At 42.3% G+C, this 21,573-nt stretch carries 19 protein-coding genes; 6 read left to right on the top strand and 13 right to left on the bottom strand.

Annotated features, from left to right (window positions below; translation table 11 throughout):
• Positions 1–43: 43 nt before the first annotated feature.
• The 5 genes from DC094_RS21005 to DC094_RS20985 form a co-directional block, all read right to left on the bottom strand.
• Positions 44–721, bottom strand: a complete 678-nt coding sequence (locus DC094_RS21005) for a hypothetical protein (protein ID WP_116689086.1) — start codon at positions 719–721, stop codon at positions 44–46.
• A gap of 112 nt (positions 722–833) precedes the next feature.
• On the bottom strand, positions 834–1,730 hold the full coding sequence (locus DC094_RS21000) for a hypothetical protein (RefSeq protein ID WP_116689085.1): 897 nt from the start codon (positions 1,728–1,730) through the stop codon (positions 834–836).
• A 437-nt stretch (positions 1,731–2,167) separates the two neighbouring features.
• Positions 2,168–3,862, bottom strand: coding sequence for an acyl-CoA dehydrogenase family protein (locus DC094_RS20995; RefSeq protein WP_206605721.1), 1,695 nt, complete (start codon positions 3,860–3,862; stop codon positions 2,168–2,170).
• Positions 3,863–4,130: 268 nt separating this feature from the next.
• Complete coding sequence (locus DC094_RS20990) at positions 4,131–4,679, bottom strand: rhomboid family intramembrane serine protease (protein WP_116689084.1); 549 nt, start codon at positions 4,677–4,679, stop codon at positions 4,131–4,133.
• Between the two features lie 165 nt (positions 4,680–4,844).
• Positions 4,845–5,411, bottom strand: coding sequence for a hypothetical protein (locus DC094_RS20985; RefSeq protein WP_116689083.1), 567 nt, complete (start codon positions 5,409–5,411; stop codon positions 4,845–4,847).
• 458 nt (positions 5,412–5,869) lie between these two features.
• Here DC094_RS20985 and rep point away from each other — a divergent pair, with 458 nt between their 5' ends.
• The 3 genes from rep to DC094_RS20970 all read left to right on the top strand — a co-directional run bounded on the left by rep (position 5,870) and on the right by DC094_RS20970 (position 10,080).
• The gene (gene rep, locus DC094_RS20980) at positions 5,870–7,891 is read left to right on the top strand and encodes a DNA helicase Rep (protein ID WP_116689099.1); all 2,022 of its coding nucleotides are present in this window, start codon (positions 5,870–5,872) and stop codon (positions 7,889–7,891) included.
• Between the two features lie 334 nt (positions 7,892–8,225).
• The gene (glpQ, locus tag DC094_RS20975) at positions 8,226–9,314 is read left to right on the top strand and encodes a glycerophosphodiester phosphodiesterase (RefSeq protein ID WP_116689082.1); all 1,089 of its coding nucleotides are present in this window, start codon (positions 8,226–8,228) and stop codon (positions 9,312–9,314) included.
• 157 nt (positions 9,315–9,471) lie between these two features.
• Positions 9,472–10,080, top strand: coding sequence for a papain-like cysteine protease family protein (locus DC094_RS20970; RefSeq protein WP_116689081.1), 609 nt, complete (start codon positions 9,472–9,474; stop codon positions 10,078–10,080).
• A 98-nt stretch (positions 10,081–10,178) separates the two neighbouring features.
• Here the strand turns inward: DC094_RS20970 and DC094_RS20965 are convergent, their stop codons facing one another.
• On the bottom strand, positions 10,179–11,786 hold the full coding sequence (locus DC094_RS20965; RefSeq protein ID WP_116689080.1) for an Aq_1262 family (lipo)protein: 1,608 nt from the start codon (positions 11,784–11,786) through the stop codon (positions 10,179–10,181).
• 67 nt (positions 11,787–11,853) lie between these two features.
• Positions 11,854–13,638: an alkaline phosphatase PhoX gene (locus tag DC094_RS20960; protein ID WP_116689079.1), complete on the bottom strand. Its 1,785-nt coding sequence runs from the start codon at positions 13,636–13,638 to the stop codon at positions 11,854–11,856.
• Between the two features lie 237 nt (positions 13,639–13,875).
• Here DC094_RS20960 and DC094_RS20950 point away from each other — a divergent pair, with 237 nt between their 5' ends.
• On the top strand, positions 13,876–14,130 hold the full coding sequence (locus DC094_RS20950; protein ID WP_116689077.1) for a GrxA family glutaredoxin: 255 nt from the start codon (positions 13,876–13,878) through the stop codon (positions 14,128–14,130).
• Between the two features lie 178 nt (positions 14,131–14,308).
• A complete protein-coding gene (gene fabV, locus DC094_RS20945) occupies positions 14,309–15,505 on the top strand; it encodes an enoyl-ACP reductase FabV (RefSeq protein ID WP_116689076.1) in 1,197 nt (398 codons plus the stop codon).
• 101 nt (positions 15,506–15,606) lie between these two features.
• On the opposite strand, the gene DC094_RS20940 is transcribed toward fabV, so the two are convergent.
• From DC094_RS20940 to bioB, 5 genes are all read right to left on the bottom strand, one after another.
• Positions 15,607–16,281, bottom strand: a complete 675-nt coding sequence (locus tag DC094_RS20940) for a glutathione S-transferase (RefSeq protein WP_116689075.1) — start codon at positions 16,279–16,281, stop codon at positions 15,607–15,609.
• Positions 16,282–16,373: 92 nt separating this feature from the next.
• On the bottom strand, positions 16,374–17,222 hold the full coding sequence (bioC, locus tag DC094_RS20935) for a malonyl-ACP O-methyltransferase BioC (RefSeq protein WP_116689074.1): 849 nt from the start codon (positions 17,220–17,222) through the stop codon (positions 16,374–16,376).
• A complete protein-coding gene (bioH, locus tag DC094_RS20930) occupies positions 17,215–18,048 on the bottom strand; it encodes a pimeloyl-ACP methyl ester esterase BioH (protein ID WP_116689073.1) in 834 nt (277 codons plus the stop codon). The genes bioC and bioH overlap by 8 nt, the downstream gene beginning before the upstream one ends.
• Positions 18,049–18,089: 41 nt before the next feature.
• Positions 18,090–19,301, bottom strand: a complete 1,212-nt coding sequence (gene bioF, locus DC094_RS20925; protein ID WP_241504102.1) for an 8-amino-7-oxononanoate synthase — start codon at positions 19,299–19,301, stop codon at positions 18,090–18,092.
• On the bottom strand, positions 19,276–20,358 hold the full coding sequence (gene bioB, locus DC094_RS20920) for a biotin synthase BioB (RefSeq protein WP_116689071.1): 1,083 nt from the start codon (positions 20,356–20,358) through the stop codon (positions 19,276–19,278). Before bioB ends, bioF begins: the two co-directional genes overlap by 26 nt.
• A gap of 247 nt (positions 20,359–20,605) precedes the next feature.
• On the opposite strand from bioB, the gene DC094_RS20915 reads away from it, so the two are divergent.
• Positions 20,606–21,343, top strand: coding sequence for a ComF family protein (locus tag DC094_RS20915; RefSeq protein ID WP_116689070.1), 738 nt, complete (start codon positions 20,606–20,608; stop codon positions 21,341–21,343).
• Positions 21,344–21,355: 12 nt separating this feature from the next.
• Here DC094_RS20915 and DC094_RS22240 read toward each other — a convergent pair whose 3' ends face one another.
• On the bottom strand, positions 21,356–21,511 hold the full coding sequence (locus DC094_RS22240; protein WP_158527420.1) for a hypothetical protein: 156 nt from the start codon (positions 21,509–21,511) through the stop codon (positions 21,356–21,358).
• Between the last annotated feature and the right edge of the window lie 62 nt (positions 21,512–21,573).

Genomic DNA, 21,573 nt, shown 5'->3' with positions numbered 1-21,573 from the left:
AGCTTTGGCTGGCAATGGTTCTGCCTATCCTTATTTGTTAGCACTATGAGCAGTGAAGTGCATATACTTTAATAGACAGTAAAATAATTGAAATAACTGCCAGAATACATGGAACCCCAACATCTAATAAAAACCATCTCAGAATTTGACTTCGTTGATGCTTCCAAAAGCCACTTTCAAATTTAAGCAATGCATTTTCAATGTACTCTGTTTTAGAGTTCATATCTTCAATTCTTTGTTTAATTGAATTAATCGCAGGTTCAAATTGGGCATTTTCAATGTTTTTATCTATAGAATCAATTAAGCTATAAAAATGTTCAGATTGTTGCCTATGCCCTTTCCACCAAGAAAATAAAGTTGATTGCCTTTCTTCGTCAGTATTAGGTTCAAATGTTGATGAGGAAGCGTAACTGGCAACAGTTGCTTTAGGTATTTTTATGCCTGTTAGTCTTAGTTTATTTTCATTTAAATGATCAGAGGATGCCCATAGAAAGTGACAAAGAAAATACACCAATGCTACAAGTAAGAATAAATAAACATGAAATATGTTTAAGTTTTCAAATTTAAATCCAGACAGTCCATTTTGACTACTAAAACTTGCAGCGCCAATTGTTAGAATAATCCCGATAATAGAAGCGATTAGTAGATTTCTTCTTATTCTTTGAGTGTTGCTATCTAACGGCTCAATATTTGGTTTTTGTAATAGTAATTCAAAATCCACTTCTAATCCTTTATAAGTTAAGACGAAAAAATTTAAATAGTGCTAACGCCGCATTAAGCGGACTAAAATAGTGGGTTAAAATGTGTAGTGAAGTGAAACGTAACCCACTGTTTTAGTTCCGTTTAAATGCCTTATTAGTTTTCACTTCTTGACTGATAGTTTGCCTATATACATTTAAAGCATTTTTCTGTCTTTGTTCACTTCTGTTTTCTAAGCTATTAATAACGTATTCACATTCAAATTTTAAATCTAAATTATTAGCTAAATTCTCTGTTTCCGAAGATATTACATCGATGGTACTAGCTAATTGAAGTCTTCCTGGAGCCGATGAGGAATTCCACGAAAACCTAGGGGAGTGCTTCAACATAGCAATTGCTTTAGCTATGCCATCTAGTACTTTAAGCCTATCTACTTTAACATCATCATAGATTGACTCGATATCCTCTGGATATTTGTACCATAAAAACTCATCTGCAATTGTAAAGCTAATAGGATTTTTACGGGGAACAAACGCAGTAGGCGGAATCGATTTTAGCTCCGACACTAACTCAGTATTTATAAAGACCCTTGCCCCTTTACCAGTTTCCTCAAGCTTTACTGCATCAGTAACAGCCCCACCACAAATAAACATACCAAGCTTAGTATTAATTTTATCTGGTTCAACAATCTGACCGTATGCTAAGCCTCCTCGACAGAGAATTCCCCCAAGAGTAGATTTCCACATAATGTCTCTTGCAACATTAACAACTAAGTCTGGATCTTCTGACCATATAAATGCGCAGTCGGATAATTGAGCTACCTTAATTTTCTTGAAATTCTCAGTAGCATTAGTCAATATTCTTCTAAATTTTACGAGCAACTTTGCACAAAATTGATGTTCAGAAAAGCTTTCTTTAAAACTAAACCTATGAGACAAAAAATCTTCTTCAGTTATATTAATTTTCCCTTGAGTTAACGCTCCTACTCCTAGGATATCAACAAAGAAAACCACTCCACTATATTCTTTCAAATTATATCTCGATATTTACGCCGAACTTGGTGAGAAAACTAACAGCGACCTATAAGGAATTTTTGCCGCATAGTCTTCTATAGATATGAAAGCCAGATTCCTCTTTGTAGCTGCTAGAACTCGCTTGCCACTTGGTTTAACCCGGCTTTCATCCGATGAAAGCGAGGCTATATTGAGAATCCGCATATGTCAATTGACTGATCTAACAGCATAAATCGTTATAAGTTACACCAATCACATACCTTACCTAACCATATGTTTGTTAAGCTTTTATTTATGGTGGTCAAATAACATATACGGATAACTATCAGGAATGCTTGCGCTGGATAGCAGATAAAATACACGCACCGGCATCCATGCCTTTTTGCGATATACACAAAAAAGCCCTGCTGTTTCTGGCAGGGCTTTTTACAATGCTCTTTACGGCGCGTTAACTATTAAACCTGCGGCATTGCCCGTTTAATAATCGCCATAAAATCAGTCTCTGCGGGTAAGCTGCCAAGGCTTGCTGCAGCTGGCCCGGAAATTCGGCTAGCGATATAAGCTTGGGCAATTTCTGGATCGCCAAAACGAATTAATGTTGCGGCCTGTAATGCGGTTGCCATATGGTCGACTACCGTTCTGCCGCGAACTTCCAATTCAGCAAAGTTATCGAATTGTGATTTTAATTGTTCAATATGATTATCTAGCGCTGCGTTTTCACCACGGGCTAAATTTAATTCAGCAAAAAAAGCTTCTAGGCATGCGGGCTCTTTTTGGATTGCTCGAATTACATCAAGACATTGAATATTTCCGCTACCTTCCCAAATGGCATTTACCGGCGCTTCACGGTAAATACGCGACATAATATTTTGCTCAACGTAACCCACACCACCGATGGCTTCCATCGCTTCATAGCTTAAATGCGGTGCCCTTTTACAAATCCAGTATTTACCGACTGCAGTTGCAATGCGGGCAAATAAACCTTGTTGTTCTGCATCGGCTGACGATTGCTGAGACATATCTAGCGCATGGCCCACTCGCAGGGTCATCGCCAAAGCCGCTTCACTTTCCAATGCTAAATCAGCTAAAACATTTTGCATTAAAGGTTGTTGATGAAGGTTTTTACCGAAGGCACTGCGGCCTGAAGTGTGATGAATTGCCTGGGCAACCGAGGCGCGCATTAACGCCGATGAGCCCACCATGCAATCAAAACGCGTCATCGAGACCATTTCAATAATAGTGCGAACACCGCGCCCTTCTTCACCCAACATCCAACCATGGGCATCGCGATATTCAACTTCGGAAGATGCGTTAGAAATATTGCCTAGTTTGTTTTTTAATCGCTGGAAATAGAGACCATTTTTGCTGCCATCTTCTCGCCAGCGAGGCACCAAGAAGCAAGATAAACCGCCGTCAGTTTGTGCCAACACCAAAAAGGCATCGCACATCGGCGCAGAGCAAAACCATTTGTGTCCGGTCAGTGAATATTTCTGACCGCCACCGCTATTGGTTAATGGCGTAGCAATCGTGGTATTGGCACGGACATCAGAACCCCCCTGTTTTTCGGTCATCGCCATGCCGATGGTGACGCCTTTTTTATCATACCAGGGGATATTTCGCGGATCATAAACACCGGAAAGAATCTTCGGCAACCAGATTTCAGCGATATCTGACTGATGTGAAATTGCCGGAACTGCAGCAAATGTCATGGTCAGTGGGCAGCCTGAACCGGCGTCGGCCTGCATATGCAAATATTCCATTGCAGCACGCGCAACATGGGCACCTTTTTTAGTTTGCTTCCATGGCAATGCAGGCATATCTGCGGTAATCGCAGCATTCATTAATTGGTGATATGCAGGATGGAAATTCACTTGATCCACACGATGACCAAAACGGTCATGGGTTTCAAATGTTGGCGCATTTTCATTGGCTAGAAAACCGGCTTTGAGCAAACTGCCGCCGGCTTGTTCGCCGTAACTTTGCAGTCGATCTACCGCCCAGTCGCCATAAAAAACTTTCAACCAATGCTGTAGCGGTATATCTGATGTGAAACTGTTGTAATCTTCCAGCGCAGTTGGCTGGTTGAATACCTGGTGGGTTTCCGACATGAGTAAATCATCCAGGTTAACGGGCAGTGTTGCTGCTCTCATTGTTGTTATCTCCGGCATCCTACCTGATCGGCCAACCCAGCTTGAATATGATAGTTAAACATTCAAGCTGTAATCCTTGTCAGCTGTTTATTGTTTCATTCTGAACTCACCATTGATTCACTCTAAAGCTATCTTGGGCAGGTGTTGCAGATGAAACTTTTAGTTTGTTGTCGCTATTGTGAACTTATTCAGAAACGTGTCAAAAGTAAACAGTTTGTCATCAACACAACCAGCAATAACATTCAGGCATGATCGAAATAACGAATGATTATGTAGATCTCTGACTACCGCTACTAGTTCCCCACGCAGCTAAAACACCTGCGATACAGCCAAACAAATGAGACTCCCAAGAGATATAGCTCGCCACCGGTAATAACCCCCAGAACATAGAGCCCCCATAAAAAATAAACACCACTACAGCAACTAATGGGTCAATCAGATTTTTGGCGAACCAACCACGCGCCATCAAAAAGCCAAACCAGCCAAACACCAAACCACTGGCACCAATATGAATCGAATCTCCCCGGCCAAATAACCACACAGCCAATCCACCTAACAAGATAATTTCAGCAGTGACCATGCTAAAAACCTTATTACCCAATCGACAGACAAGTGCCCCCAAAATAATTAATGGAAACAAATTAGAAAGGAAATGAAACAAATTACCGTGGAGAAAGGGTGCAAGAGGAATACCGAAAAGCCCGCCGATGCTGCGAGGCTCAATGCCATACCCATTAAAGGCACGACCAGATAACAGGTTGGTAGCTTCAGTTAGAGCTATGACAGATAACAAAATAACCAGTGGACGAAAACGCATAGCAGCTCAATTAGAAGTAAATATAAGCATCAGCATGCTAAGACCCTTAGCGAATGTCCAGAGCTCAGATTGATTTACCTATTTTTTTCAATAAAGATGGCAGATAGAAAATGTTAGGCTCAAAAATACTAATAATTAGAAGGACTAGGTGAAGCAATTTAAAAATTAGCTGACAGGGCGCCAATGATCGTTATCTAAAAGTTGCTGCATTATCTGACGAACAAAAAAATCATCTTTTTGGTTGATTGCACAACTAGCGACCTGCTGCTTGGCTAATGAATCTTGGTGATTCAACTGCGCTAGCTCTGAAATACCCGCTGTGACATTTCCTACCGCCTCAGCATCACTAGCAGTCAACCAACGTAAACGATAGGTTCGACCATCTTGCGAATTTTCTAACTGGCAATTAAGCGGCGAATGCTCTAATTGTCGCTGTACTGTTTGCTGAATCAACTGCCGGTATTCTTGCTTGTCCATTCTCAACTGATAGGCATGCAGCTGCTTGTCAGATAGCCCCATTGAAAGACTCACTTTTTGGTTGCGAAAGACTTTAATTTTCAAATCGGGCTGACTATTGGTTCGACTGAGTACATCTAAAGCAATCAAGGGTGTTTCTGATGTATTTAACATGGCGGTTTGATTATGCCACGGCGGTGTTGCCGTTGAAGCAACCAGCGACTGATAAATACCCAAAACAGGTAATAATAAAACCAAAAATAACGCCAATGGCATAATACTTCTCACATATTACAAAACTCGAACACTCTGTAAGGTTGGTCTATAAATCGAAATTTCGCCGCCCAAATTGCTGCCTTTCATGCGGTAGATCAGCCTATTAATCTACTTTATGGCTTAATAATTTTTTTAGATAGCCTATTAGTAATAGATGTGACAATTAAAAGAGAAAAGCCACGTCTTTTTAAATAACAATCCAATAATCATTGCATTTGTTTTTGCACTATTTAACAGATATAACGCATATAACCCCGCGTACGCCCAAAGGCTTGCCTAACAATCACCTAAAGACACAGGTATTTTAGGGCATCATCTTATGTGAATACTCACGCAACGATTAATATGACCTTTGCATTAGCAGGGTGGGTACCCGCGCCACTTCAAGATGTTTGTTCTGCATCTTGAACTGATTTAGGTATAAAATGTATACCTTGCTCTGACCTTTGGATAATCTTTTGAATCTCAACCCGCAACAAAGCGCCGCTGTTAAGGCTATTGAAGGCCCGGTATTGGTATTGGCAGGTGCTGGCTCGGGCAAAACCCGGGTAATCACTGAAAAAATAGCTTGGCTAATTCAACAGTGTGATATGCGGGCACGCAATATTGCCGCGGTAACCTTTACCAATAAGGCTGCCAGAGAGATGAAAGAACGGGTCAGTAAGCTGCTTGAAGGTAAGCAAGGCCATGGCTTGATCGTCTCGACCTTCCACAATTTGGGTATGAACATTATTCGAAAGGAGTACAAAGCACTGGGAATTAAGCCCGGCTTTTCTCTGTTCGATTCAGATGACAGCATTGCTTTGCTTAAAGAACTGGTTGGCAAGGATGGTTCGGTCGAATTGGATATGGACGCAATTAAGTCTGCCCAGAGCAAAATATCCAACTGGAAAAACGACATGATTGATCCAGACCAAGCATTTGCCAGCAGTTTGGATGAAAGCGATCGATTTGCGGCAAGATTGTACAAATTCTATCAGCGCACCATGAAGGCTTATAACGCATTAGATTTTGACGATCTAATTCTGATGCCATTAATGCTATTAAAACGAGACCCGGAAGTTCGGGAAAGATGGCAAAATAAAATTCGTTATTTATTAGTCGATGAATATCAAGACACTAATGCCAGCCAATATGAATTAGTAAGAATATTGGTCGGCCTAAGACGAAATTTCACTGTAGTTGGCGACGATGACCAGTCGGTTTATGCCTGGCGTGGTGCTAACCCGGAAAACTTGAATAATCTTAAAAAAGATTTCCCCAGCTTAAACGTGATTAAATTAGAGCAAAATTATCGTTCTGCCGGGCGCATTTTGAAATGCGCCAATAAGTTAATTTCTAATAACCCCCATGTTTTTGAAAAAAGACTATGGAGCGACAAAGGCTACGGCGATCCGTTAAAAGTGATTAGCTGTAAAACCGAAGAAGCTGAAGCCGACCGGGTTATTTCTGAACTGGTGAAGCACAAGTTTATAAATAAAACCGATTTTAAAGATTATGCGATGCTTTATCGAAGCAATCACCAGTCGCGAATCCTTGAACAGTTCTTAATTAAAAACCGTATTCCTTATAAAGTGAACGGCGGAACTTCATTTTTTGCCCGGGCTGAAATTAAAGATTTAATGGCTTATTTGCGGCTCATGGCCAACCCAGACGATGACAATGCATTTTTGCGTATCGCCAATGTTCCAAGGCGTGAGCTCGGCCCGGCCACTCTGGAGAAACTCGGTGACTATGCCAATCAGCGTGGCACGAGCTTATTAGAAGCAGCCGGTGAAATGGGCTTATCGACCATCATGCCCAACAGCCAGTTAATGCGTTTACGCCGTTTTACTGAATGGCTGGCATTGCAGTCAGATAACGCCGAACGTGGTGATGGTGTTCAAGTAATTAAAGATCTGCCTAATGAGATTGGTTATGAAACCTGGCTTTATGATTCTGCCGGTAGCGAGAAAGCAGCAGAAGCTCGTTGGAAAAATGTTCAAGAATTAATCCGCTGGGTTAGCGGCATGTTAGAAGATGATGAGGAAGAAGGGCCACTTACCTTAAAGGAAGCGGTGAATCGATTATTGCTTCGAGACATCATGGAGCGAAATCAAGATGAAGAACAGACTGACCAAGTTCAGTTAATGACATTGCACGCGTCTAAAGGCTTGGAATTTCCCCATGTATTTTTAGTCGGTATGGAAGAAGATTTATTACCACACCGGGTCAGCATCGATGAAAACAACATAGAAGAAGAACGGCGGCTGGCTTATGTCGGTATTACACGGGCTCAAAAAACCTTAACTATGACCATGGCTCAAGAACGTAGGCGCTACGGAGAAACCGAGCAAACCGAACCGAGTCGTTTTCTCGACGAACTTCCTGCCGATGATCTTGTCTGGGAAAACTCACGAACGAAAACTGACCCCAGCCAGGCAAAACAGCAAGGAAATGCGAGACTTGCTTCGCTTAAAGCGATGCTTAATCCAGATTAATGGCTTCAAACGTTAATAAATTTTAGTTTTTCAAAGTTGACAAATTAGCCAAAAATCAAACTTAAACTGACTTAGCAGAACAAAAATACATTTTAATTCGATTCCTACCTTCGTTTTTTTATCTATTCAAATAATCTCTTATCAATATTCGTTTGCGAGTTTCGCAAGCGAATATTAATCATTTACATATTTTCGAGTCAGATCTTATGAGTTTAACCTGACACAAGTCAGCTCATTTGCCGAGCCGCGCCATATGATAAAGCGCTCAACTAGTGTTATTGACTAGTTCGTAAAAAACGCTTATCGAACATACCGCTTTCAGAGAGAAGTCATAATGAAAAAAGCTGTTTTGCTAGCACTCGGTCTGTGTGCAGCTGCTGGTGCAGTTCAGGCTGACGAAAAATTAGTTATCGCTCACCGTGGTGCAAGTGGCTATTTGCCTGAGCACACTCTGGAGGCATATTCTGCCGCCTACTTCATGGGTGCAGATTACATCGAACAAGACGTCGTTATGACTAAGGATGACCAATTAGTTGTTCTGCATGACCCATACCTGGATCGTGTCACTGACGTTATCAGAAAATTCCCTAAGCGCTTCCATATCATGCCTGACAAAAGCAAGCGCTGGCGTGCAGTTGATTTCACTTTAGCTGAAATCAAAACCCTGCAAGCAGTCACTGGTTTCCAAATTCCTGATAACTCTGAAAAAGGTAAGAAGGCTGACTTGACCAAGGCTGATTGGCCTGAGCGTTTCCCATTGTGGAAGTCAGACTTTGAAGTACCTACTTTAGGTGAAGCAATTGAGCTGATCCAAGGTTTGAACCAGTCAACTGGCCGTAACGTTGGTATCTACCCAGAAGTTAAGAACCCTAGTCAGTTCTTGATTGAAGGTAAGGATATTTCTATGGCAGTTCTGAAAGAACTGAAGAAATATGGCTATACCAAGAAGTCAGACAAGGTTTTCGTACAGTGCTTTAATCCAATCGAAACTAAGCGTATTGCAACAGAACTGATGCCTAAACTGGGTATGGATCTGAAAGTAATCCAATTGGTTGCTGAGACTAGCTGGAACGAATCTTTTGAAATCAAGAGAAACAAACTGGTTCCTTACGATTTTGATTGGATGTTTAAGCCTGGCGCAATGAAGAAAATTGCTGAATACGCAGACGGCATTGGTCCATGGAAGCCATTCTTATTGGATTCTGCCAAGTCAACTCGTGACAACCTAGCTATCAAGCCTATGATGACTGACGCTAAAGCTGCAGGTCTGGTTGTTCACCCTTACACCTTCCGTGCAGATACTGGCCGCGTTATGGCTCCAGCACGTGACTTCGAAGACATGATCAACATGTTCTACTTCGATGTAGGTGTTGACGGATTGTTCACTGACTACGCTGACCGTGCATTCAACGCTCTGCACTAAAAGCGAATCAGATAGAACGAACTAGAATACCGTTTGATCAAAGGCACCCTCTCTAGAGAGGGTGCCTTTTTTTTACTTTTAACCAGTTTGCCAACCAGTTCTCAATTTGATTTATTCTTACTGATAGCCTCATAAGTAAAACTTATCAGGAATAGCAATGAGAACTGGTATTTTTGGGTGGCTTTTTAATAAGCACACTAAAGCCTCTACCCGCCATTACCCCAAGCAACACCCTGAAGAAGCAAAAGCCGATGACGTATGCTACGAAGTACCTTACCTTCATCAGGCGCATGTCAATATGTGCTACGACGCCAGCCTTGCAATGTTGCTAGCCTTCCACGAAATACCTGCAGTAATAGATTTGGTGCACAATCCAAGGGGCACTTTTCAAGGCACTGATTATGATCGTCAAGTCAGCTTTTTAGAAGGTGGCCAAAAAGTGTGGACCAGCGCAGGATTTTTTTTGGGCGGTATTAACAGAGAGCGTTTGTTAGAAATTCTCAAACAAAAAGGCCCACTACTTGTCACTGGCGATTTCGTTCGATTGTTTCTACATAAGCGAGCAGGCCATGCAATCTTGTTGAAAGGTATTTATGGTAACCAGGTTGTTTTGCATGATCCTTGGCACGGAGAAGACCGCTATAAAAGTATCGATTGGTTTACTAGTCTATTGGATCGAGATTTTGGTTTTTTGTATGTAGGCAGTCAATTCAGTCGAAGTAATATTTTTTCTGACATAGAACAAGCTTCACGATCAGCAGCATAAAGACTACTCTTTTTGCTGCTGATGTGAATTCAAGCTTAGTCAATGCGGTTTTTTTAAACATTCAAAAAGGCACTCTCTCAGAAAGTGCCATTTTTATTTTACTGCCAATTTAATCGCATATCCCAGTTGTAGCGATGCTCCGGCTGTAACGGCAACTGCTGCTGATCAACGCGCTGCAATACATTTTTTGCAGCAACTAAAGTGGCATCTCGACCAAATATAAAACTCTGCTCATTAACAATAGTTTTATAAGCTTTATTTAACGTCAAAGCTCGCTGCTTGCTCGGCATAATCAATTGATAAATAGATTCTTGCGTTGCAACCTTTTCACTATCAAGCTGACCATTTTCATTAAACCATCGCTCAAGCATTTCTTTGTTTTGCCTAAACTCATCACCACCGCCGACTCTTTGCATGTAGGTTAAATATTCACCTTCCTTTTCAGTAATCGATGGTACATCTTTGATTTTATTTAAATCGATATATCCCCAACCAGAAGAACCTTGTACTTTTCTGGCAAAAGAAAAAGTTTGGTCAATCGTTGAGCCAATGGTTTTATGACAACCGTTACAGAAAGATAATTCTTCTGGATGTTGCTGGCGTAAAGCTCCAGACTGATCTTCGATATATCCATTTAAAACCCAGCTAAAACCATTATCAATACCACGGTCGCCTAGCTGTACTGTTTGTGGCAAACGCTCTTCTTCTTTTTCTTTGGCTTCTAGATAGTAAGCGCTAGCTAAGGCTTCTTTAGTTCTAAAGGCGCTTTTTTTCATATAACGCACTTCTTTCATTCGCCTAGCGTTGAAAATATCGCCTTGCTCATCAACACCTAAATATCTAACGGTATGTAAAAATTCAACACCTGCTGGATAGAGCATATGTGCAAGCTCTATATGACTTGCATCACCAATGTAATTTTTCTGGCGGCTAATTTCGGTGATTTCATCCGATAGCAGCTGGTCATTGTTTAAATCTTGGCCAATTGAAATTTCCGAGGTTGGCAAAACACTAATGCGATCCAAATCTTTAATCGCCATTTCTAGCAGACTTAAATTAATCAAATAGATATCTTGTCGATAAGCACTCGATTGCTCTCTGAAAATTTTTGGCAGGCGGATCATCGCATCACCCGTCGAGCCATTAGTTGGCCAAAAAGTACTTGGAAATGGCTTGTAGTTGTAAGCAATCCAATGACTACCATCTTTAGCCAGGCCATTTTTTTCAAAAGCTAAGCTAGGATCAGATAAATTGGTGAGTGCTGACTTTTCTCCAGCCCATGATGAATCATTGTTCAATTTTTCTATTAATGGCGTGTAATTATCTTGTTCGCTCCATTGCATAATTTCGTCATCAGAAATTTCAGCAATTGCATTAGTTCTGTCGACAAACAAGTTCTTCCAACTGTTAGCACTACCCACATCAGAAAACTCATAGTTACCTTGCAGATCACCATCGCCCATTACATTGGGACGTTCTTTTTGATCGGGATAACTCTGATGACACACATAGCACGGATTATTGGTGCCATTGGTTTTGGTGTAACACTGCGGCGGAATAACCGATTCGGGGTTATACATTTGTTCTGCTGCAATATAACTGGCAGCAGAAACCTCGCCCTCACTGTTAGAGACCTTTCGTGAGTCATCACTTGAAGAGCATGCTGCCAAGGTGAAAAAACCAAACAAAAATAACAAATGGCGCATTAAAATTACCTTTTTATTAAAAAAGGAAGCCCGAAGGCTTCCTGATATGCAAGATCTAACTAAATTGTTATTTCGCTGGCTGGTACATCCACAAAGTATTGTTGGTTTGCACGCCGTCTTCACCAATCAGCAAACGGCCATCATCTAGAACAATGACGTTGTCAGGCTGAGCAAGCTTTGAAGTGTCACAAGTCTTATCTCCATCAACTTTAACAATCGCGCCACCCATAATGACCGGTTCAATTCGAGTGATATCATATGTGCCATTTAATTCGGCACGATAAATACCACCACAGCCATTAGCTGATCCATCTAACTGAATATCACCTTCGTCATCAGTTAATGTTTTACCTAAATCAGCAATTGCCATATAGACATAAGCACTTTCGACATCTTCGCCAGCAATGGTATCGACGCCTTCAACAGCTTCTTTGGCACGTTTTTGGTTAATCGAAATACCTTCTAACTTGCGCCACTCTGCCGTTGCGCCTTTTTGACGTGCCGCCTGACGTGATTCAAGGAATGCCGCTCGGTCATCCATATCCTGACCTGCGGTAACTGCACTTCCACCATTAACTTGAGCTGGGTATTTCTGGTCACCTCTAGCCCATGCTTCAACGTCTGCAACGGTCATAAAGTTGGTTTTTCCATCTTCAAACGCATTCATTCCTATACCATTGAAGTCTTCGATCCAGCCAGCAATCATGGCATTTTCACCATGTGCTAATTCAATCCACTGCACATCAAAACCGGTTTCATTCGGATCGTTCTTTTCAGCATCTTGAGTTAATTTCGCGCCATACAATGTACCGGCACTTAAATCATTAGCGGTATCAGCAATAAACTTAAATAAAACGCCACCGGTGTCGTCTTGAGATAAATAAACTGTTTTTCCATCCGGCATTACCGTTGAATTTTCATGTTCGTAACGGCCCATAGCAAAATGCTTTACTGGCTGAGGATTTGTTGAAGTTGGATTTGTGATTTCAACGATATAGCCATAATCATATGGATTGGGGGCTGCAGGGGCAGTCAGTTGCCACATCCGTTGTAAACGACTACCTGCCTTTTGAGCTTCTACAGGGTTATTCCAGTTGGCATCTGTTGTGGTATCAACCGCAGAATTTACAATCCACTCTTCTGAAGAAAGCGGTGTTCCCCAAGGGCTCACCGAACCAAAGCAGTTAGCTGCAGTGCCTTTTACTTCAGAAAAATCAACCATCATTGGACTCGACACTGTCCATTCGCCTTCAGCGTTTTTCGATAATGCCAATCGGCTCATACCACCGGGATAATCTTCCCAGTTGGTAAACAAATAACCTTCACCAATACCCGTGGAGATAAAGCCGTTAAAGTCAGGCATGTTGTTATCGAGTAGCAGCGTGTCACCGGCTAGGTTGTAGATATTGCCTAGTTTCTCTGGCAGATCTCCGCCAAAAGTATCGCCATTTTGTCCCAGCACCTGGTATTCGCCATAAGCCGTTTTTACCAGTTGCTTATCACGGTCATTATTTGGTACCGGCAACTCAACAAAAGGAAGCGGTAGATCGTTCAGATTAAAATTTTTAACAACACCAACCGTGCCTTTATTGTATGGCCTGAAGTTATCATCGACTTCGCTATTACTATCGGCTGGGTGCTGAACATTGAAAAACAAATCGCCTTCATCGTTAACATACACTCCAGTGACTTCAGCACCTAAAGGCACCGTGGCAACTCTGCTTAGCACAGCAGCTGAAACTGTTTTGTCATCATTAGCACTTTGATCGTTTTCGCTGTCACTGCAGCCAAGAATCGAAGCACACAGAAGGGCTGGCACGCTTAACGCCCACATTTTATTCTGAATTTTCATTATGATTTTTCTCTGTCAAGGCAGCAAAAGACAGTCGAAAACTAACTGGAAGATATTTCATTTTGATTGCGGTTTTTTGTTGTTTTAAATATCAGTTGCGGCTTGACACTCCAGCAGATCAGCGAACCCAAGCAGCACAATAGAAAAAAACTATTGAAAGCTTTAAAACAACCAATTTCACAAAACATAATCATCAGTTCATAATGCAACACAGATTTAGAGCTTGAGAGCAATTTAATGAAACGCATCACTATTTTTGGTCGTGAAGGTTGTGGCTTTTGTGTTAGAGCAAAAGAATTATGTGAGATTCGTGAATTAGAATTTCGCTATATCGATATTCACAAAGAAGGTTTGAGCAAGGCTGATTTAGAAAAAACCATTGGTAAGCCTGTCGAAACCGTCCCTCAAATTTTTCATGGCCAGCAACATATTGGTGGATTTACTGAGTTTGATGCATTCGTTAAAGCTGAACTCGAGAAAAAAGCTAGCTGACCCAAAGTGCCTCTTGCTGATCTATAAGATCGAACTGCTGCAAATAAAAAAAATATCTCAAAAGGCCAAACTTCACAGTTTGGCCTTTTGTATTTTTATTGAAAGATACATCCCAGCTCAATGAAACATTCTCCCTCTACAATAGATAATCGTTGCGGTCATTCACTTGAGTTCCCCCATGATTATCCAGCCAATCATCAAAGGCGCCGTCGCCAAAACAGCGCATCCATATGGCTGCCAACAAGCGGTGTTAGAGCAGATTCAACAAGCTCAATCCAGCCATTGGCAAACTAGCCAATTTAAAAAAGTATTGGTACTGGGCGCATCGTCTGGTTTTGGCTTAGCTTCTCGAATCGCGCTGACTTTTGGTGGTGCTTTGGCCGACAGCATTGGTGTTTCCTTCGAACGCGGCCCCAACCAAGACAAACAACTTACCGGTACTGCTGGCTGGTATAACAACATTTACTTTCGGCAATATGCTGAGGAAAAAAGGTTAATTGCTAAGAACTTTATTGGCGATGCTTTTTCTGACGATATTCGACAACAAGTGATCGATTATATTAAAAGTGATTTTGGTGGTTCAGTTGATCTGGTGGTGTACAGCCTTGCCAGCGGCATTCGACCTGACCCTGAAACAGGTACTGTTTTTCGATCAGCGATTAAAACCATCGACAAACCCTATTCAGGCTATGTACTTAATTTAGAGTCGGATTCACTAGAGCAAACATTATTACCGGTTGCTTCCCAGCAAGAAATTCAAGATACGGTAAAGGTGATGGGCGGTGAAGATTGGCAAGACTGGCTCACACTACTGGCCGATGCCGGTGTTTTAGCCAAAGGTTGTCAAACCATTGCTTATTCCTATATGGGCCCGAAAATCACCCATCCAATTTACCATCAAGGTACTTTGGGAAAGGCGAAAGACCACCTACATCAAACAGCCGAACAAATGAATCAACAATTGAACCAATCAATTAATGGCCAAGCTAAAATTGCTGTTTGCAAAGCACTGGTCACTAAGGCAAGCATTTATATTCCTGGCTTTTCTCCATACATGATGGCGCTATTTAAAATAATGAAGCAGGCAGGCAATCATGAGAGCTGCATTGAACACATGATGCGTTTGTTCGGCAATAAAATCGCCCAACCACTTTCAAAAAACTGCTTGATTCGAATGGATGATTGGGAGTTAGACTTAGCAATACAAAATAAAGTGGCCCAGCTATTACCGTTAATTAACTCAAATAATTTTAAAGAAATTGCCGACTACTCAGCTATCAAAAAAGATTTTATGCAGCTAAATGGATTTGAATTTAACAGCATTGATTATGAAGAAGACATCGATCTATCTTCACTTAAAAATATGCATCTCTAAATTTATTTTTATGTGATATCTAGGTATTTAAAGTGACCTCAATTAGCAGAGGTCACAAAAAAATTATCTTCAATATTTAATCAGCCTGCCATTCATGTTCGCTAGGATGCATAATCATAAGGCCCACCTTTTTCTAAGGCTTTTTGATAGCTCTCTAATTGATGAATATGATCGACATAGCCTGCAATATTGGAATACTGCTTTCTTGCATCGCCTCTGCTAATAGCAGCTTCAAGAGGAAAGATCATCTGAATATCAGCACCGGTGATTTTATCGCCAGCAAACCAAGTTTTCCCTTCCAAGTAATCATCAACATACTGAAGGTTTTTGATGAGATTAGGCCCGGCATAACCAGCAATGGCTTTGTCAGCAATAGCCTTGGCGACTGGACGAATAAAAAATGGCATTGGCGCTGTTTTAATTTTTTCAAAAACTAACGTCATCACCATAAATGGCATCAGCGATCCTTCGGCATAATGCAGCCAGTATAAATACTGCCAATGGGCTTCGCTTCCCTGTTCAGGCAACAAATCAACATTCTGACGATAGCTTTGAGCAAGATATTCAATGATCAAACCCGATTCAGCAATGGTTCTTTGGCCATCGGTAATCACCGGAGATTTACCAAGCGGATGAATTTCTAACAGTGCTTCTGGCGCTAGAGAAGTTTCGCTATTACGTTGATAAGTCTTGATTTGATAATCAACTGCCAAGGTTTCTAGCAGCCAAATAATGCGTTGTGAGCGGGAGTTATTTAGATGATGTAGCGTGATCATTTTATTTTGCTCTTATTATGTTATGCATATCTGCACTGGATTCAGTGTGCCGATCAATTAGCATAAAATCGAGCAATATTTCTAATTAGATTTTAAGTTCTCGTTATCATCAAAACCTGCCAACTTAGCGGCAAACCTTGTTCAGTGCGCAGCGTTTCATAGGCCTGTTGCATGGCGGCAAGCCGCTGTTTTCCGGTAAGACCGTTAGCTCGACCAGAATTGAGATTTCTAGCACCAATGCCCTTAATCGAGCGCATCAGTGAAAATACATCGGGGAAAAACTCGGTATAGGTAACTGTTTGAAATTGTATCTCAGGAAAATGCTGCTCAATTGTATCTAATGCTTGCTGCTGATTTAGGAAGCGATTGACATGAACTGAAGCAGACGCAGATACAGATTTACCAACAGTAGCCGCCAGCTTGCTATCTGCTTGCTGCCAAGCAAATTGTAATTCAGCTAAGGTGCCTTCTAGCAAGGTAGTGAACAACAACTGCCCCTGAGGTTTTAACACCCGTTTCGCTTCAACCATTACCTTGTCTAACTCACACCATTGCAGTGCAAAGTTTGAGTAGATCGCATCAATTGATTGATCCGCCAGCGGCAAAAGCTCAGCATCGGCACAAAGCCAACTATTGCTAACTGCTAAATGCCCGCGCTTAGCTTGCTGCAACATACCCTGAGCTAAATCCAACCCTAAAATATGCGCCTGCGGCCATTGCTGTTGCAATTGTCGATTTAATTGGGCGGTGCCGCAACCTAAGTCGAGCAAAAGCTTTGCTTGCTGACTAGTGGTTGCAAACTGTGAATGTTGATTTGCCCAAGCAAGTAGCTCGCAGCCGGTTTTAAACTGGATTTGTGCCAAGGCATCATAATCATTGGCCGCTTTACTAAATGAAGCAGCCAATGTAGAACGATCAATAGCTAAATTAGACTCAGTCACTCGCTTGCTCTACGGCTTTTGACGATGCCGAGGTGAATTCAGTCAGCGCAGCTAAAAATTGCTCTGGATGAGACAAAAACGGTGCATGGGAAGCTTTTTCAATTACCTTGGTTTGGCAATGCCCACTACTAGAAGACTGATTAATTAAATCTTCAATTAGCGGTGCAGCACGTACCGGCACTAAGCCATCTTTTTTACCACAAATTTGTAGAACTGGTTGAGTAAGGTCGGCTAATTGATAGCGTAAATCGGCATCACGTAAAATCTCCAAACCACCGCGCAAGGCTAATGGTGCGGGTTCGCCATGACGAAATACAATATCTTTTAACAAGGCAATATCTTTACGCATGGTTTCACTACCCATTGCTTGTAAAGACAAAAATCGAATCAGTACTGCTTCGAAATCTTCTGAAAGCATTTCATGAAACTGCTTTAAAACATCAGGTTTGATCGCATAACGCCAGTCATCATCTTGGATGAATTTGGCGGTCGATGCGGCTAGCACTAATTTCTCAACTCGATCAGCCGATTTTAATGCTGCATTTAATGCAATTATTCCACCCAACGACCAACCTAACCAAATCGCTTTTTCTGGTGCGACTTTTAATACAGCATCCGTCACCATCTGTAAGTTATACGGCTTAACCTGGGGGCTTCGGCCAAAGCCAGGTAAGTCGATTAATGTCACTCGGAAATGTTGTGACAATTGAGGTAATAAAGGTTCCCATATCCCTGAATGCATTCCCCAACCGTGCAGCAGCACCAGCTCTGGGCCATGTTCGGTATTTTTAGAATGCGCAACTTCGTAGAATAAATCGGGGATCATTGTGTCATTACCATCTATATGCAAAAGCTTGTGATTAAAAATTAAATCTTTTCTAGTGCCGATAACAAGCGATCAATATCTGCTTCGCTATGATCGGCGCTAAACGTAATCCGTAATCGACTGGTGCCCTTGGGCACAGTCGGTGGTCGAATTGCAGTCACCCACAAACCAGCTGCTTTAAGCTTTTCGCTCGCTGCAATTGCGGTTGCTTCATCACCTAAAAGAATCGGTTGAATCGGCGTATTGGAGTCCATTAGCTGCAAACCCAACTGCTGGGCGCCGCTTCTAAAACGTGCAATCAACTGCTGTAGTTTATCCCTGCGCCAGCTTTGTTCCATCACTAAATCGACCGACTGTGCAATCGCAGCGGCAGTCGAAGGCGGCATAGAAGTGGTGTAAATATAAGATCGCGCTTGTTGTATCAGCGTTTCAATCACAGTTTCACTGCCAGCAACAAAAGCACCAAAGCAGCCAAAAGCCTTACCCAGTGTGCCGACTAGCACCGGCAACTGTTGCTGGTTTAGATTGCACTGCTCGGCAATCCCACCACCGGTTGCACCGATGGTGCCGAAACCGTGCGCATCATCAACCATTAAAATGGCATTGTGCTGCTGAGCCAATTTGGCCAGCTCAGGCAAGCGAGGCAAATCACCATCCATGCTGAATACACCGTCGCTGACAATCAGCTTACGACCAGTATCTGGGGTTTTCTCAAGCAGTCTTTCAAGGTGAGGTAAATCATTGTGCCGATAGCGCTGAAATTTTGCTTGGGACAACAGTGCACCATCAATTAAAGAGGCATGATTTAATTTATCCTGAAAAATAAAATCACCCCGGCCAACCAGCGCATTAATCGCACCTAAATTGGCCATATAACCGGTGGAGAATAATAACACCCGATCACGGCCGGTTAATTGCGCCAGCTTTTGTTCTGCTAAGTGGTGCCAATGATTATGGCCACACACCAAATGCGAAGCACCGCCACCAAAACCATCAGTTTCAATGGCTTGTGCAGCAGCAGCTTTTATTTTGGGATGATTTGCTAGACCGAGGTAATCATTATTGCAGAAAGATAAATACTGCTTACCTTCAACGTGCAATAAGCGACCTTGTGGACCATCAACCGTGATTCGGCGGCGATACAAATTTGCATCGCGCCGATCAGATAACTGTTGTTGCAACTGCTGTTGCCAATCAGTTGCTGTGCTGTTCAAGGTGTCGGCCATATTACTGGCTAGCGGCCTGTTCAGCATTTAATGCACTGGCATCATAAAACAGGTGATTATTCACCGGCTCTGGTTTTTTCATATCATCGATAATGTGCTCTTCGCGGTTAATACCTAACCGTTTAAATAAACGCATATCGCTATTAGATTCTGGGTTAGCCGTCGTCAACAATTTATCGCCATAAAAAATAGAATTGGCACCGGCCATAAAGCACATGGCTTGCATCTGGTCGTTCATGTTTTCACGACCAGCCGATAACCGCACATGAGATTGCGGCATCATAATACGCGCTACAGCAATACAGCGGACAAATTCAAATGGGTCAATCGCTTCGGTGCCTTCTAGTGGTGTACCGGCACACGCAACTAATTGGTTAACTGGCACCGATTCTGGCTGCTGCTCAAGATTCGCCAGCTCCATTAACAGCCCAACGCGATCTTTGCGCTCCTCGCCCATCCCAACAATTCCACCGGCACATACTTTCATACCAGCCTTTCGCACATTGGCCAAAGTATCCAGTCTATCTTGGTAAGTACGCGTGGTGATGATTTCGTCGTAATACTCGCGGGAGGTATCTAGATTGTGGTTGTAGTAATCCAGACCGGCATCCGCCAACGCTTTGCTGTGATCTTCACTGAGCATGCCCAATGTCATGCAAGTTTCCAGGCCAATCGATTTTACCTGACGCACCATATCTACCACATGCGGCAAATCTCGGTCACGCGGACAGCGCCAAGCAGCGCCCATACAAAAACGGGTCGCGCCCTTGGCTTTAGCGGCTTTAGCTTCTTCCAGCACTTTATCCACAGCCAACAAACGCTCTTTTTCCAAGCCGGTGTTATAGCGCGCGCTCTGCGGGCAATAGGCACAATCTTCCGGGCAAGCACCGGTTTTAATGCTCAGCAAGGTGCTGACTTGAACTTGGTTCTGATCAAAATGCTGACGATGCAGACTTTGTGCCTGAAATACCAAATCCATAAACGGCATTTCAAACAGATTTTGAATTTGCTCTCGAGTCCAGTCATGGCGAACTTCGCCCAGTCGATTCAGCAGTTCAGCATTAGGCTGGGTAGTGACAGTCATTCTTTTCTAACCTCGAATAATAATGAAGAGCAGTACAGTCGATTACCGGTTACATCGGCAGCTCGACGATTCAGAGCTTTACTCAATCTAAAGCGACTAAACCGGAGCCTGCTAGATCTAGACCTATTAAATCTAAGCCTACTAAAGCCGAGTCAGCCTGTTGAGTCACTACTCGAAAACAAACGCATCGCATGTTCTCCGGCTGACTCAATTTCTGTCAACATAGCCCGACACCGTAAGTTTACCAATGGTTAATTTTCATACAGATATTATTCAACAACTAACCCAATGGCTGACTAATCCGTGTCAGCTGTGTTTACGCGATCAAAGCAAATCCATCTGTGATGATTGCTGGAGCAAGCTGCCCTGGCTGGAACATGGTTGTGGTTTGTGCGACTTACCGATGCCGGCATCAGCCGCAGCGGGTAGCTTGTGCGCACAATGTATAAAAGAAAAACCTCCCTGGAACCGGGCAATTTCAGCATTGGTTTATCGTGCACCAATTGCCAGTTTGATTGGACAGTTCAAATATTATCGGCGGTTTAACCACAGCCGTTTTCTCGGGCAAATGCTCGCTCAAGCGGTTAACAAAAAATATACTGACCAACCGACACCGCAATTACTGTTGCCGGTTCCATTACATTGGAAAAGAGGCTTGTTTCGAGGTTTTAATCAATCGGCAGAAGTCGCGCTGGAGTTAAGCAAGGGGTTGTCGATTCCGCTCGATTGCCATTGTTTAAGACGGATACGCTCCACACCTTCGCAACAAGGATTAGAAGCCAAGCAACGTAGTAGGAATTTGAGAAAAGCGTTTATTTTAAAACAGAAACTAGCCGCTGAGGTTCGTCATATTGCATTGATTGATGATGTAATGACCACTGGTGCCACTAGCCGAGAATTGTGCAAAACCATTCTCAAGCAACACCCGTCCATTAAAATTGATATCTGGACCATTGCTCGAACGCCTAAGCCTTATAAGCAATAAAATAAAAACTACTTATTTTTCAATTTTACTGATCGGTTGAACCGCTCTTTTTTGAGCGCTTTGCTCACCGGTTAACATGCCTTCCTTCATTACCTGCATCCAATCAAGATGTTGCTTCCAGATATGTTTTTTCATTTGTGGTGGTTTTTTCATAGGTTGTTTTGTCACTATTTTCTCCAGTTGATCGCAATTAGACCTTAGATGCATAGAAATAAATAAACACCTTTAAT

The organism is Pelagibaculum spongiae (assembly GCF_003097315.1).
GTDB classification, from domain to species: domain Bacteria; phylum Pseudomonadota; class Gammaproteobacteria; order Enterobacterales; family Pelagibaculaceae; genus Pelagibaculum; species Pelagibaculum spongiae.
This window is presented reverse-complemented; position numbering and strand designations above follow the sequence as displayed.

Coding starts and splice junctions, on each gene's coding strand:
- DC094_RS20965 (WP_116689080.1), bottom strand. CDS start 11,786: ATGCGCCATTTGTTATTTTTGTTTGGTTTTTTCACCTTGGCAGCATGC.
- DC094_RS20985 (WP_116689083.1), bottom strand. CDS start 5,411: ATGCCATTGGCGTTATTTTTGGTTTTATTATTACCTGTTTTGGGTATT.
- DC094_RS20960 (WP_116689079.1), bottom strand. CDS start 13,638: ATGAAAATTCAGAATAAAATGTGGGCGTTAAGCGTGCCAGCCCTTCTG.
- DC094_RS20995 (WP_206605721.1), bottom strand. CDS start 3,862: ATGAGAGCAGCAACACTGCCCGTTAACCTGGATGATTTACTCATGTCG.
- DC094_RS20950 (WP_116689077.1), top strand. CDS start 13,876: ATGAAACGCATCACTATTTTTGGTCGTGAAGGTTGTGGCTTTTGTGTT.
- DC094_RS20915 (WP_116689070.1), top strand. CDS start 20,606: ATGGTTAATTTTCATACAGATATTATTCAACAACTAACCCAATGGCTG.
- fabV (WP_116689076.1), top strand. CDS start 14,309: ATGATTATCCAGCCAATCATCAAAGGCGCCGTCGCCAAAACAGCGCAT.
- bioF (WP_241504102.1), bottom strand. CDS start 19,301: ATGCTGAACAGGCCGCTAGCCAGTAATATGGCCGACACCTTGAACAGC.
- DC094_RS20990 (WP_116689084.1), bottom strand. CDS start 4,679: ATGCGTTTTCGTCCACTGGTTATTTTGTTATCTGTCATAGCTCTAACT.
- bioB (WP_116689071.1), bottom strand. CDS start 20,358: ATGACTGTCACTACCCAGCCTAATGCTGAACTGCTGAATCGACTGGGC.
- glpQ (WP_116689082.1), top strand. CDS start 8,226: ATGAAAAAAGCTGTTTTGCTAGCACTCGGTCTGTGTGCAGCTGCTGGT.
- DC094_RS20970 (WP_116689081.1), top strand. CDS start 9,472: ATGAGAACTGGTATTTTTGGGTGGCTTTTTAATAAGCACACTAAAGCC.
- DC094_RS20940 (WP_116689075.1), bottom strand. CDS start 16,281: ATGATCACGCTACATCATCTAAATAACTCCCGCTCACAACGCATTATT.
- bioH (WP_116689073.1), bottom strand. CDS start 18,048: ATGATCCCCGATTTATTCTACGAAGTTGCGCATTCTAAAAATACCGAA.